At 62.5% G+C, this 12469-nt stretch carries 11 protein-coding genes and 1 pseudogene; 5 read left to right on the top strand and 7 right to left on the bottom strand.

The genetic code is table 11. The annotated features are described in order from the left end of the window. Positions 1–70 precede the first annotated feature (70 nt). The gene (locus FYJ91_RS19825; protein WP_149524058.1) at positions 71–643 is read left to right on the top strand and encodes a DedA family protein; all 573 of its coding nucleotides are present in this window, start codon (positions 71–73) and stop codon (positions 641–643) included. On the opposite strand, the gene cls is transcribed toward FYJ91_RS19825, so the two are convergent. Further along, complete coding sequence (gene cls / locus FYJ91_RS19820) at positions 627–2024, bottom strand: cardiolipin synthase (RefSeq protein WP_149524057.1); 1398 nt, start codon at positions 2022–2024, stop codon at positions 627–629. The two genes, FYJ91_RS19825 and cls, sit on opposite strands and share 17 nt — an antisense overlap. A 186-nt stretch (positions 2025–2210) precedes the next feature. Between cls and crcB the strand changes: the two genes are divergently transcribed. Together crcB and FYJ91_RS19810 are read left to right on the top strand one after the other, a co-directional pair. After that, positions 2211–2606, top strand: a complete 396-nt coding sequence (gene crcB / locus FYJ91_RS19815) for a fluoride efflux transporter CrcB (RefSeq protein WP_149524056.1) — start codon at positions 2211–2213, stop codon at positions 2604–2606. A 3-nt stretch (positions 2607–2609) separates the two neighbouring features. Continuing rightward, the gene (locus FYJ91_RS19810) at positions 2610–3419 is read left to right on the top strand and encodes a universal stress protein (RefSeq protein WP_149524055.1); all 810 of its coding nucleotides are present in this window, start codon (positions 2610–2612) and stop codon (positions 3417–3419) included. A gap of 113 nt (positions 3420–3532) precedes the next feature. Here the strand turns inward: FYJ91_RS19810 and FYJ91_RS19805 are convergent, their stop codons facing one another. Genes FYJ91_RS19805 through FYJ91_RS19785 form a run of 5 tightly spaced genes read right to left on the bottom strand, consistent with a single transcriptional unit; the run spans position 3533 to position 8433 of the window. Next, positions 3533–4342 carry an undecaprenyl-diphosphate phosphatase gene (locus FYJ91_RS19805; RefSeq protein WP_149524054.1) on the bottom strand — a complete coding sequence of 270 codons (810 nt, stop codon included), beginning with the start codon at positions 4340–4342 and terminating at the stop codon, positions 3533–3535. Then, positions 4339–6159 (bottom strand): alkaline phosphatase family protein, encoded by a 1821-nt coding sequence (locus FYJ91_RS19800; protein WP_149524053.1) that lies wholly within the window; start codon positions 6157–6159, stop codon positions 4339–4341. The genes FYJ91_RS19805 and FYJ91_RS19800 overlap by 4 nt, the downstream gene beginning before the upstream one ends. A 54-nt stretch (positions 6160–6213) precedes the next feature. Further along, a complete protein-coding gene (locus FYJ91_RS19795) occupies positions 6214–6651 on the bottom strand; it encodes an EamA family transporter (RefSeq protein ID WP_149524052.1) in 438 nt (145 codons plus the stop codon). 20 nt (positions 6652–6671) lie between these two features. After that, the gene (locus tag FYJ91_RS20970) at positions 6672–7931 is read right to left on the bottom strand and encodes a DUF190 domain-containing protein (protein WP_246152768.1); all 1260 of its coding nucleotides are present in this window, start codon (positions 7929–7931) and stop codon (positions 6672–6674) included. Between the two features lie 58 nt (positions 7932–7989). Beyond that, positions 7990–8433 (bottom strand): acetyltransferase, encoded by a 444-nt coding sequence (locus tag FYJ91_RS19785; RefSeq protein ID WP_149524051.1) that lies wholly within the window; start codon positions 8431–8433, stop codon positions 7990–7992. A 187-nt stretch (positions 8434–8620) separates the two neighbouring features. Here FYJ91_RS19785 and FYJ91_RS19780 point away from each other — a divergent pair, with 187 nt between their 5' ends. Both FYJ91_RS19780 and FYJ91_RS20965 read left to right on the top strand, forming a co-directional pair. Continuing rightward, complete coding sequence (locus FYJ91_RS19780) at positions 8621–9205, top strand: recombinase family protein (protein WP_126053394.1); 585 nt, start codon at positions 8621–8623, stop codon at positions 9203–9205. A gap of 4 nt (positions 9206–9209) precedes the next feature. Continuing rightward, a pseudogene (locus tag FYJ91_RS20965) lies at positions 9210–9425 on the top strand (DUF4158 domain-containing protein); the annotation flags it as partial. Between the two features lie 83 nt (positions 9426–9508). Here the strand turns inward: FYJ91_RS20965 and FYJ91_RS19770 are convergent. Beyond that, positions 9509–12466 carry a Tn3 family transposase gene (locus FYJ91_RS19770; RefSeq protein WP_149524049.1) on the bottom strand — a complete coding sequence of 986 codons (2958 nt, stop codon included), beginning with the start codon at positions 12464–12466 and terminating at the stop codon, positions 9509–9511. Between the last annotated feature and the right edge of the window lie 3 nt (positions 12467–12469).

The raw sequence follows: 12469 nt of genomic DNA, 5'->3' as shown, positions 1-12469 counted from the left end.
GTCAGTTGCGATCAGCCCGCGCACCAGACGAAGAGCCCTGCGATGTAATGCCGCTCTTTGAGTATCGCTGATGAACCTCGAGCATCTCATCGCCGACTACGGCCTGTGGGCGGTCGGTCTTGGTGCCGGCATTGAGGGCGAAACCGTTGTAGTCCTCGGCGGAATCATGGTTCATCGCGACATACTGGCGTTTCTGCCTGCTATTCTCGCGGCATCGCTTGGGTCGTTCCTCGCCGACCAGCTCTTTTTCACGCTCGGCCGCCACTTTCGCAATCATTCCTACGTGCGACGTATCCGGGCGCGTCCGGGTTTCCAGCGCGCGCTAGGCGCGTTCGAGCGTCATCCCACTTTGTTCGTTTTCGCGTTCCGATTCCTCTACGGGCTGCGCTCGATCAGTCCGCTCGCGATCGGCACGACCAGCCTGCCAGCTTCTCGCTTCCTCCTGATCAACGCGGTCGCGGCCCTGGTTTGGGCTACTGTGTTCATCAGTCTGGGCTATGTGTTCGGGCAGGCGATCGAGGCGATGTTCGGCCACGTTCGCGCCGTGGAGCATGTCCTGCTTCCGTTGGTCGCTGTCGCTATCATCTTCGGCTTGGCCATTCATCTCATCCGGGGTCGTCGCGAAGCTAGAGCAGGGGGCTAACGAGTCGCGCCAGGTTTTCGAGCAGGCGCGCGCCTATGGAGCGGCGCTTCCATCCGTCCAGGGTGAGAAGCTCGCTGCGGTCGATATAGACCTGCTGGATCGCGGCGAGTTCGGCGCTGGCGTCGGGATCGTGAAGAATGAGGCTGATCTCGGCATTGAGCATGAACGAGCGCACGTCCGCATTGCTCGAACCGATGATGCCGATCGCGCCGTCGATCGAGACATTCTTCGCGTGGAGCAGATGGTCGCGATATCGGTGCAGTCGCACCCCGGCTTCCAGAAGCTCCTGATAATAGGATCGCTGCGCGAAGCTGACGAGGCGCTGGTCGACGACCTGCGACACGATCAGATCGACCGTGACGCCTCGTGCGGTTGCATTTTTGATGGCGGTCAGCAGCGCCTCGTCGGGGATCAGATATGGCGAGACGATCGCGACACGCTGCGCCGCGCCGTGCACCAGTTCGACCAGGAGCCGCTCGAATCCGGGCACCCCGAAATCGGGGCCGCTGGGCATCGCCTGAAGGATTGCGCTGCCCGCGACTCCCGGAATTGCCAAGGGGGCGATCGCTCGCTCGGTTTCCATATACCAGTCGCTGGCGAACACTGTGTCGAGCGCAGCGACGACCGGCCCTTCCACTCGTGCGACCAGTTCATCATTGACGATGCCCGGCTTGAAATCGCGATCGACGATATTCTGCGACCCTACAAATCCTACTTGCCCGTCGATCAGGCACAGCTTGCGGTGGTTGCGCAGGTCGCTCCGGGCGCGGCGCAAAACGGCGAAGCGGACCGGCAGAACCAGCCGGGCGTCGATGCCAAGGCCTGCCAGCAGCGCCATGCTCCGCTTTGCCCAAGGCCGGGAGCCCAGCGCATCGACCAGCACGCGTACGTCGACACTCCGCGCCTTCGCACGTCCGAGTGCCTGTGCGACCTTGGTGCCGGTGCGGTCGTCGGCGAAAATATACGTCAGGAGATGGACGCGCGTTTCAGCCTCATCGATCGCGACCACCATCGCGTCGATCGTAGCGTCATAGTCCGTAAACAAAGTGACGGCATTGCCATCGCATGCAGGAAATCCGCCGAGATGACGTGCAAGGCGCAGGAGCGGGAATGTGTCCTGCCCGCCACTGTCCAGCGCGGTAGCAATGGCCTCGCGTTGCGTAGCCGTCCGCTCGAATCTCTCTCGCCGCCATGCCGGGAAGCCTGCTCGGCCGATCATGCGATAGAGAATGAGCGCGGGTACGGGCAGGAACAGGACCAGCAACAACCAGCTCCGCGCGGCTTCCGGCGGGCGCCGCAGCGGGATGACGACCACCATGACGAGGCGGATCGTCCATTCGAACAGCAAATAGGCAAGGGCAAGCTCAGACGCTGAATTCATGCGCCACAATTAACCGATCACGCTCCCCTAAGCGACCGCGTGCTGATGCCTAAAGGGAAGCAATCTGTGATAGTCGTATCGCGTTGCCGAAGCGGCAGGCCAAGCCGCGCAATCAATATGGTGGTGAACGAGGTGAACAGTGAACATTGACCAGTCGCAACATTCGCGGCCAGGATCGCGCCTGTGATGGCATCTCTGCTTGTCGCGCTGGGCGGCGCCCTGGGATCGCTAACGCGCTACTGGATCAACATCGCAATTGTGGCGCGGACCGGTGAAATGTTTCCTTGGGGAACGGTGCTAGTCAATATCAGCGGCTCGTTCATGATCGGGTTGCTGGCTTCGCTCACCGGGCCCGACGGGCGCTGGGCGGTCTCGCCTGAATTCCGCCTCTTCATGCTCGTTGGTTTCTGCGGTGGCTATACGACGTTTTCGTCTTTCAGCCTCCAGACGCTGGCACTGCTCCAGGCAGGCGACCCGGTCCGCGCGGGCGCCAATATACTATGTTCCGTAGTTCTCTGTCTTTTCGCCGTGTGGCTCGGTTATTCCGCGCCGATTTCCCTTTCCCGCCTCATCCGGAACTGACCCATGAAGATCATAGCCATCCTCAACCAGGCGGACAGCGTCGAAGCGTGCCTGGATGCGACCGTCAGAGCGGCGATCGCGGTGCCTTCCGCCGAACTGGAGGCGCTGCACATCGTCGTCGATCCCGAGCACATCATCGCGGCCAGCGAGGAAATCGAGTTCCAGCGCATGCGCGAAGCGCGCGAAGGAACCGCGAGCGACAAATGCAAGGCCATCAAGGTCGCGTTCGATGCATGGTCGTCCGACCATGGCGGCAGCGCCATCCAATGGCGAACCTTGGTCGCTCAGGAGGAGGAAGGCCTGATGCAGGCTGCCCGTGATGCTGACCTGCTAGTCATGGTGCGAAACCACGACATGGACACGGGCGACGCATTTCACGCTGCTTTGATGCGTCTGGACAAGCCGCTGCTACTTATACCCCATACGCTCTCTCCTACGGGCAGCGACGGGACCGGGTTCGGCACGGTAGCCATCGGCATCGCCGACACGAGTGCCGAACACCATGCGCTAGTCGCCGCGCGGCCTTGGCTGGAAGCAGCCCGACGCATCGTTGCGCTGCATATCGGCGATCAAAACTCGAAGGGTGTGCTCGCCGAGAATGGCCTGGGGGGGCTCACGATCGATCAGCGTCAGGCGGACAAGAAGCCCGGTTCGAATATCGGTGCGCAGATCGCTGAAGAAGCAGGGTTGGCAGGCGCCGATCTGCTGGTGTGCGGAGCGTATCGGCATAATCAGCTCATCGAATGGCTACTCGGCGGGACCACCCGACATTTGCTCGACAACGCGACGATGCCGGTTCTCTTGGCTCATTAAGGGGAGGAACGTCCTTCGATCCTCTGCGACGTTGAAGCACTGTCGCGAAAATTGGTGCCAGTAGCGGATCGTGCGCGTTATTCGGTGCCGCCCTTCTGTTGGAACTCCGCGACTCAGTGCCAGTTCAGGAGTGCCAAGGCCACAACGCCGGCGCCGATCCGGTACCAGCCGAATATAGTGAACCCATGGCGGCCGACAAATTCGACGAGCCATTTTACAACGATTATCGCGACCAGGAACGAGACGATCGTTCCGACTACTATTGCCATCATGTCGCCAGCCGAGATCAGGTCGCGATTTTTGAAAAGGTCGAGCGCCGCCGCTCCGAACATCGTGGGGATCGCAAGAAAGAAAGAGAATTCGGTTGCTGTCTTCCGATCTATGCCGATCGCGAGGCCGCCCATGATCGTCGCCCCCGATCGCGACACGCCCGGAATGAGCGAGAGCAACTGGCAGAAACCTACGCCTAGCGCGCGCGATGCAGATAAATGCTCGACGTCGGCTTCAGTCGTTCGTCGCGCAGCCCATCGTTCGATCACGACGATAGCTGCACCGCCCAAGGTCAAACTGACCGCCACGACATGGGGTGAGAAGAGCGTGGTCTTGATGAAATCATGTGCTGACCCCCCCACGATGACGGTCGGCACGACAGCGATCATCACGTTGCGCGCAAAGCGCCGGGCGTCCGAATCCGACGGCAGACCGCGTGCGACGGACCAGAGGCGAGCACGATAGAGCCAGCATATGGCAAGGATTGCACCGACCTGGATTACGACTTCAACGATTCCGGCCTGAGCGCCACGATATCCAATCAACTGCTCGGCTAGAATGAGATGGCCGGTGGAAGATACCGGGATAAACTCGGTAAGACCCTCGACAATGCCGAGAATGACCGGTCCAAAAAGGGAAGTCGCGCCCGTCATTGGCCGACCTTCGACCGCGAAGCGAGGCCTAGGGTTCGCCCGGCAAAACCGCCTACGTCGAGATAGCGGATGGAGCCCACTTCCTGAAAACTCAGCGTGGTGCGCAGACCATTGGCAGCAGGTTTGGATCGTATTTCGCGAGAGCGTGTCTTCGGCATGGGTTGGCCGGGCATCGCCTCGCCCAAGACTCGCCCGACGAGTTTGCCGCTGGCCGGAGGTGCTAACCCAAGCAGGTGCAGCATCGTCCGACCGACGTCCACATTGCTGACGGGTGCAACATCCACAAAGCGGGTGCGGAAGTCCGGCCCGATCGCCGCAGTAAAATTAAGAGTGTCGCCTCTCCCGAAACTGCCATGCATTCCCTGGCCCTGTTGCAGATTACTGTCGGCCACTTCGACCTGACAATTGGTCGGTATCGCGCAGCCGGAACTTGTCGATCGGAAGTTGACGACGATCGATGGCGTCGGCGTCGCAGCACGTCCTTTGAGGTTGATTGCCGAGAGCGGCAGCGTCCCCGCATATTCGCCAAGGGCATCATCGACGAAAATGCCGCTCACATAGTCCTGTGCCAGCATTGCGTTGATCGTCCTCGCCGCGAGAGCACGATCATGCGTCGGCAGATAGAGCAGATCGGAGCCACCGTTTTCAGCCACAACGAGCCAGGGATTCGCCGGGTCCGGGCCAAGCAGCGCATTGCCCCGGCTTGGATGGGCACCTTCGGCAAGCCGGCTGTCATGCGCTTCGGGATCGAAGATTGGGAAATCCAGCGCGTTTGCCAGATCAAGGGCGAGAAAGCCCGGCGGCAGGAGGCCGGGCGGCACATCGGTGTATGTTTGTTTGGCCGATGGGCTGCTCCCGCTCTGCTTGGAGATGGTCGAGAAGCCGTGATCCGAGGTGACGATGATGTCGGTCGTTGCCGCAAGGCCGAGCCGATCGAGCGCCGCACGCAGCTTGCCAAGATCGCCATCGGCGTTGCGGATCGCGGCGAAGGTCGACGGTCCGTTGATGCCGGGCGTCAGCCGATTGAGGCTGTCACCCTGATTGTGCTGGGTGCCATCGGGATCGCGCGACCAGAACACCATCGCGAACGGCCGGTTGCGCGCTTTCAATGTCGGCAGGACGACTCTAGTTGTGGCATCTATAAAAAAGTCCTGCTGCGCATTGTTGGCCGATATCGTGCCCGGAGTGCGGCAGTCGCCCGATTTGCCATTGGCGCCGCGACCTGGCGTAGAGAGCGGCAGGCCTGCAGCGGTCAATTTCGCGGCAATGTCGGACGAAAGTGGGATGCCGCCATGCTGTCCGGTCGTATCGTCCAGTATGATCGTCGTCGCACCATCGCGGGCGACATGATCCTGGATCAGGGCTGGCCCGAGCTTCCCGATCGCGGCTGTGCCGTATCCGGCTTGGCGCGCAGCCTCCAGCACCGTCGTCTCGTCGAGATAATTGCCGCCGAATGCCGCGTCGAGCTCGCCCAGCACGGCGTCATTTTCGAGAAACGGTGTTACGCTGCCGCCCGCGCTCGCGATCTGTCTGGCGGTGTAGATTGTGTTGCTGAAATCGCCCGTGTCGCCGAGCTGATGGCCGGTTGCGAGCACTGAAGCGTTGGCGGTGGTGAAGGTCGGAAAGACCGAATGGCTGTTGGGGAAATAGCTCCCCGCGTCGCGCAGTCGTGCAATTTCCGGCGCGGTCTGCGGCGTGACGATCCTTCCCCGCAAACCGTCGATCACCACAAGGATGACGTTGTGCGGCGGTTGACGTTGGAGCGCTGGTAGGCGGGCACCGGCGGCGCTTGCTGCCACACAAAGCGTCGTCGTCACAAGCCATCTCACAATCGCATTTCGGTCTCCCTGTGATCATGTTCGAAAAGAGTTTCAGGCCGTAGCGACCAGCACCGCACCGCCGCCAATCAGGACGATGCCGAGCCATCCGCGCAGCGAGAGATGCTCGCCAAGCACTGTCACGCCGATGATCGCGACAAAGACGACGCTAAGCTTGTCGATCGGCGCCACACGTGCCGCGTCGCCGATCTTGAGTGCGCGGAAATAGCAGAGCCAGGACAGGCCGGTCGCGAGGCCAGAGAGCCCGAGGAAAAGCCAGGATCGCGGGCCGATGTCACCGATGGGCTGGAACTTGCCGGTCACGCCCAGCAGCGCGCCGAGCACGACGATGATGACGATCGTGCGGAAGAATGTGGCAAGATCGGAATCGATCCCCTCCACACCGATCTTGGCAAAGATCGCGGTCATGGCCGCGAAGGTGGCGGAGAGCAGAGCCCAGACGATCCAGGATGCGGAGGCAGCGGATGCCATCGGACGAGCCCCGCGCTTGCTCATTCCGCTTCCATTGTCAGTTCTTCCGGTGCGGCGTCATCTTGCCGGACGCCGGCGGGGCCAACGCTCCAATGCTCGAGATGCTTGTATACGATCACCTTCGTCGTCAGCATCTCGCCGTGCGCCCGGCAGAAAGCCTCGAGCTGCGCGCGCTGGCCGATCAGCTCGACACACATCGTCAGATGGGGGTCGGCGATCTCCGCACCGTTCTCGCGCAACGGGCCGTGATTGCTATAGCCATAATGGGTGTGATGGGCGACGGCGTTCATGATGCCGTCTGCCTTCGCCTGCGCGACGAGCGTCCGGTAGAGCGGTTTGGCGCCCCAGCGTGATGTGGATGCACCCTTCGGCGCTTTATCGCTGGGCTTCAGGTAGATGCGGATCATGCCGATTTCGCTCGGCGTCACATGATGAATGTCGGACATGGATATGCGTTCCTGGCTGCTGGGGGCGAAGAGACTGGAAAAATCGGGTGCGGCCCGCAGTGCGCGGGCATCACGCAGCGTCATGTCGGGCGGCAGGATGGCACGCGACCGCTTGGGCACAGCGACACGCTGCGACAGATAAATGCCGTTATGCCCCGAGCAGACATAGGCGACGAAGCATGCCACCGCGAGGGGAACCGCCGTGTCCACGCCGAACAGCTCGATACCCATGATCGTGCAGGCGAGCGGCGTGTTGGCGGCGCCCGCGAACACCGCGACGAAGCCGAGCGCCGCGAACAGATCTACTGGCACACCGAGCGGTGCGGCGAGCGCATGACCTAGCGCGGCGCCGATGAAGAAGAGCGGCGTGACCTCGCCGCCCTTGAAACCAGCGCTCAACGTCACGACCGTGAACAGCATCTTGACCGCCCAGCTCCAGCCGTCCGGGCCGGGCTGGAAAAAGCCAGCGATGGTCGGGTCTCCGGGGATCAGGCTCCAGACGCCGAGTCCGAGATAGGCTCGCGTGCCGACAAGATAGGTGAGCGCGATGACGGCCACGCCGCCGATCGCCGGGCGTGCCGGACCATAAGGCATCAGCTTCTTGAGCCAGCCGCTCAGCGCATGATTGGCCTCGGCGAAGACAAGGCTCGCAAAGCCGAAGGCAATACCGGCAAGAGCCGCCTTGAATAGCAGGACAGGCTCGAACAGCAGGCCGTGCTCGGCGGGTGCGAACGCAGCGACGGTGTAGGCGGAGTGGTGGATCCCCCAAGCATGGCAGGTCCAGTCGCCGACCAGAGCCGCGACCAAACAGGGGGCGTCACATAAAACGGGCACAGATATACGCTAACGCCTGAAGGCGTCGGAAAACACCTGATTTCCGTGCAAGAACGGCCTAAACGCTTGGTAGCCGCTGCAAATGGATAAGCGGATAAGGTCGCCCTTGACCGTCCATTTCTGATCGTCCGGTAGGGATAAATCCAAGGCGGCGATAGAATCCGGCTGCCGCTGAATTCTGTTCATTTACGTCCGTCGAAATGACGGAATATAAGGAACAGGCATGTTCGACTAATGAACGCCCTACGCCTTGCCCTCTACTGGCAGGATCAATGAACAAGGCTTCCATGTGCGAGCCATCCAACAGCATGAATCCTACCGTTCTGCTTGCCTTATCAATTGCGAGCCATAGGGGGGCAGTTGGCAGAAACTGGGACAACTCCTGCTCGATGGCATCACGATCCTTCGGATCAAGGAAGTCATGTGTCGCATCAACCGCTTCTCGCCAAATCTGCATGACGCGAGGTCCATCGCCCACATTTGATTTTCTGATCGTCAACATGGCCCCCTCATTAACTGGAACATGATTTATCCACCAGCAGGAGCCTTGCTCTGCCGGAAACCACATGTTTTCCGACAGGGTAGCATCGCAACCAGGCTACGCCTCGACAACCATGGTTGATTTTGCACGACAAACCCTGTCGCTTTGATCCAGTGCGCGACAACATCAATTTCAGGGTTTGTCGCACATGCTCATCGGGTACATGCGTGTCTCATCGGTCGATGACCGTCAGTCGGTTGACCTTCAACGCGATGCCCTCCTCGCCGCAGGTGTCGATGAGCGCCATCTCTATTCCGACAAGGCATCGGGCGCCCGGGATGATCGTCCCGGCCTGAAGGCTTGCCTCGAATTCCTGAAGGCCGGCGACACCTTGGTCGTTTGGAAACTCGACCGTCTCGGGCGATCATTGACCAATCTTCTGGCGATCATAACCGATCTGAAAAATCGAGGTGTGGCCTTCCGATCGCTAACGGAGCAGATGGACACAAGCACGCCCCATGGTGAATTGCTGTTTTCGCTCTTCGGCGCGCTCGCCCAATATGAACGCGCGCTCACGCGTGAGCGGGTGATGGCAGGCTTGGTCGCAGCTCGACGACGGGGCCGGCGCGGGGGCCGGCCGCCCAGCATTGACGCGGAAACGATCGAGCAGATCACGGCAGCCCTCGATGCCGGCGCAAGCAAGGCGTCGGTGTGCCGATCATTCAAGGTGCCGCGATCGACCCTCATCGGCACGCTCGATCGCATTGGCTGGACGGGACCTGTCAAGGCCTGACCCGATGCCGCGCCGCTCTGTTCTGACCGAGGCGCAACACGCCGAGTTGTTCGCCTTGCCGGAGAGCGAGCCAGATCTGGTGCGATACTGGACGCTCAGTTCCGCAGATCTGCGCGTCTTCACGAGCCGGAGGCGTCCCCACAACCGCCTCGGTTTTGCGCTGCAGCTCTGCGCCTTGCGATATCCTGGCCGATTGCTGAAACCCGGCGAATTCATCCCTGATGCTCCTCTCAGGGGTCACTACACGAAAGTATGTTTTACGTACGCTAAGGGAGAACTTTTAGCGAACACTGCCGCCGTCCATCATGCGGCTAGGAGCGATGAAGGCGTCCGTAGCGGGCGGAGTTGGCCGGGATCGGGGCGGTTTTCGACATTCCAGCGATAGTCGCCCGTGAGCGAGATATGCTCCCATCCCAGCGGCGCGATATGGCGCGCAACACCGTCCGGGATCGCCAGCGCCCCGACCGCCCGTTCGAGATAGCGGGTGTTCCACAGGATGATGGCGGCGACGAGCAGGTTGAGGCCGGAGGCGCGATAGGTCTGGTTTTCGAACCGCCGATCGCGCAGTTCGCCGAGCTGGTTGAAGAAGAGTGCACGGGCAAGCGCGTTGCGGGCCTCGCCCTTGTTGAGTCCGGCCTGGGTGCGCCGGCGCAGGTCGAGATCGCGCAGCCAGTCGAGCATGAAGATCGAGCGCTCGATCCGCCCGACCTCGCGCAAGGCCATCGCCAGTCCGTTCTGGCGCGGATAGGCGGACAATCTGCGCAGCATCGCCGATGCGGTGGTGGTGCCGCTGCGGATCGAGGTGGTAAGACGCAGCAGTTCGTCCCAATGGGCAGCGACGTGCCCGATGGCGACCGGATCTCCGGTCATGTCGGCCAGCAGAGGCCCCGCTTCCTGGCCGGGCAAAAGATGCAGGCGCCGGTCCTTCAGGTCGCGCAGGCGGGGCGCGAAGCGGTAGCCGAAGAAGGGCATGAGGCCGAACACATGATCGGATGCGCCGCCGGTGTCGGTGTAGTGCTCTTCGATCGACAGGCCGGTGGCATGGTATAGCAGTCCGTCGAGGACATAGGGGGCCTCGCCGGCGGTCGCCGCGATCACGCGGCTCGCGAACGGATCATATTGGTCCGAGACGTGGGTGTAGAAGCTGACGCCGGGCTCGTTGCCGTTGCGCGCATTGATGTCGCCGATCGCGGCACCGCGCCCGCCCGCATGGAAGAGCTGGCCGTCGCTCGAAGAGGTGGTGCCGTCGCCCCACAGCGCGGACAGCGGCACGGTGCGGTGAACGTCGATCAACCGCCCCAGCGCCTCGCCATAGGCGGCCTCGCTGATATGCCAGTCGTGCAGATGGGCGAGCTGGCGCAGCGTCGCGCCCTGACAGGTCTCGGCCATGCGCGTCAGCCCAAGATTGATGCCATCGGCCAGGATGACGGTCAGGAGCGCGTTGCGGTCGTCGGCCACGCGACCGGAGCGGCGATGGGTGAAGCATTCGGAAAAGCCGGTCCAGCTATCTACCTCCAAAAGGAGATCGGTGATCTTCACGCGTGGCAGGCGATCATAGGCAACACGGCGCATATCCTCTGCGTCGGGCGGCGTGAGCGCCTTGAGTGGCGATATGACAAGACCGTTGCCGTCAAGGCGGACCTGGGGCAGCTCTCCCTGCCTGGCGAGGATCGTCACCCGCTCGATCGCGGTGTCGAGACTAGCGCGGCGACCCGCGATGAAGCTGTCGAAATCGGTGTCGATTGCCAGCGGCAGCGGTCCTCGCGCGCGCATCGCATCGAAGGTTGCAGGTGGCAGGAGATAGCTGTCGAAGGCGCGATACTGGCTGCTTTCCGCCACCCATATGTCGCCGGCGCGCAGCCGGTCGCGCAGTTGGGTGAGTGCGCACAGCTCATAGGCGGCGCGGACGACCACGCCATCGCGCAGCACGAACGGCCGCCATGACGGCGGCACGAACCGGAGTGGCGGTTTGTCGGGCAGGCGGCGGCGTCCGGTGCGATAGATGTCAGCCACGAGGCGGACCGCATCGAGCAAACCCTGCACCGCGCCGGCACCGCGAAACTCGAAGGCGTTGAGGAACGGCCCGATCACGAAGCGCAGCGAGCGCTGCCGATCGATCAGTTCGGCCGTGCGGTCGATCGTTTCCGGCGCGATCAGCAGCTCGGCGTCCACGACCGCCGTTCCCAGTCTTTCCCAGTCGATCGAACCGATGGCGGCAAGAGAGTCGACGCCTCGCGCCCGCGCGTCGAGCAGGGTCCGGCATGAGCCAGTGAGCAGGCGAAGCTGCGCCTGCAATGACCGGATCGTGCCGATCGCCTTGTCCTTGGTCCGATTCTCGGCCCGTCGCATCATGCTCCCCAGGAGCTTGTCCATCATCGTCAGCACCGCATCGGTCAGGCTTTCCTCAAGCCGGATGCCGGCAGCAGCAAGGATCGCATGACGGCGCCGGTCAGGCAGTTCCGCCAGATGCTGCGGCGTGATGCGCGCCGCCTCGTCGGCGATCCGGTCGAACGCCGTCTGGGGGATGGTCGCGGCGCGCGAGGCCGCCAGGCCCAGCGCGCGAACATGGTCGAGCCGTTCGATCAGTCGCAGGATATTGCGCGGTGCCGGCGACAGGGGCGGGTTGCGCAGCCATGAGAGCCAGGTCGTGCTTTTGTCGTCGCGCCGCGACAGGAGGGCGTCGAGCTGCGCGCGTTCGGGTTCGCCGAGATCCCCGGCGAGCACGTCATGGACCAGATCCCCAGCCTGCTGCCGCGCCCGTCGCACGATCGCCTCGATTACCGTCACGGGCGGCAGAAGCAATCGCCGGCGTCGCATCTCGTCGATGACGATGCCGGCAAGCCGCGAGGGCTGGGTGACGGTCTGCGCAATCGGCATGGCGAACGCGACCAACGCGTGAAAATCTGCGCGACCAAAGGCGATATGACCGAAGCGCCGCGACAGGTTTGCGAGGTGCGCTCGTCGTGTCTCGTCGCGCCGGGCATAGTCGCGCCATGACGCGGGCGACACATCCAACTGACGGGCCACGAACGCGAGGATCGGCATGGGCGGCGCTTCGCCGGCTTCCAGCACACGCCCCGGCCAGCGCAGATATAGCATCAGCATCGCAAAGCCGAGGCGGGTGGCTTCGCCACGCCGGGATGCGATCAGTTCGAGGTCGTCACAGGTCAAGGTGAAGTGGCGCGCGATCTCGCGTTCATCGAGCGACGGATCATAATGGCCCGCAAGCATCTCGCGGGTTAGCAGGTGTCTTCTGGCCAAGGT

It is taken from the genome of Sphingomonas montanisoli (genome assembly GCF_008274695.1).
Lineage (GTDB): Bacteria > Pseudomonadota > Alphaproteobacteria > Sphingomonadales > Sphingomonadaceae > Rhizorhabdus > Rhizorhabdus montanisoli.
This window is presented reverse-complemented; position numbering and strand designations above follow the sequence as displayed.

Excerpts from the sequence above, each read along its gene's own strand:
- FYJ91_RS19805 (WP_149524054.1), bottom strand. The coding sequence starts at position 4,342 with ATGACGGGCGCGACTTCCCTTTTTGGACCGGTCATTCTCGGCATTGTC.
- FYJ91_RS19780 (WP_126053394.1), top strand. The coding sequence starts at position 8,621 with ATGCTCATCGGGTACATGCGTGTCTCATCGGTCGATGACCGTCAGTCG.
- FYJ91_RS19810 (WP_149524055.1), top strand. The coding sequence starts at position 2,610 with ATGAAGATCATAGCCATCCTCAACCAGGCGGACAGCGTCGAAGCGTGC.
- cls (WP_149524057.1), bottom strand. The coding sequence starts at position 2,024 with ATGAATTCAGCGTCTGAGCTTGCCCTTGCCTATTTGCTGTTCGAATGG.
- FYJ91_RS19825 (WP_149524058.1), top strand. The coding sequence starts at position 71 with ATGAACCTCGAGCATCTCATCGCCGACTACGGCCTGTGGGCGGTCGGT.
- FYJ91_RS19785 (WP_149524051.1), bottom strand. The coding sequence starts at position 8,433 with ATGTTGACGATCAGAAAATCAAATGTGGGCGATGGACCTCGCGTCATG.
- crcB (WP_149524056.1), top strand. The coding sequence starts at position 2,211 with ATGGCATCTCTGCTTGTCGCGCTGGGCGGCGCCCTGGGATCGCTAACG.
- FYJ91_RS19795 (WP_149524052.1), bottom strand. The coding sequence starts at position 6,651 with ATGGCATCCGCTGCCTCCGCATCCTGGATCGTCTGGGCTCTGCTCTCC.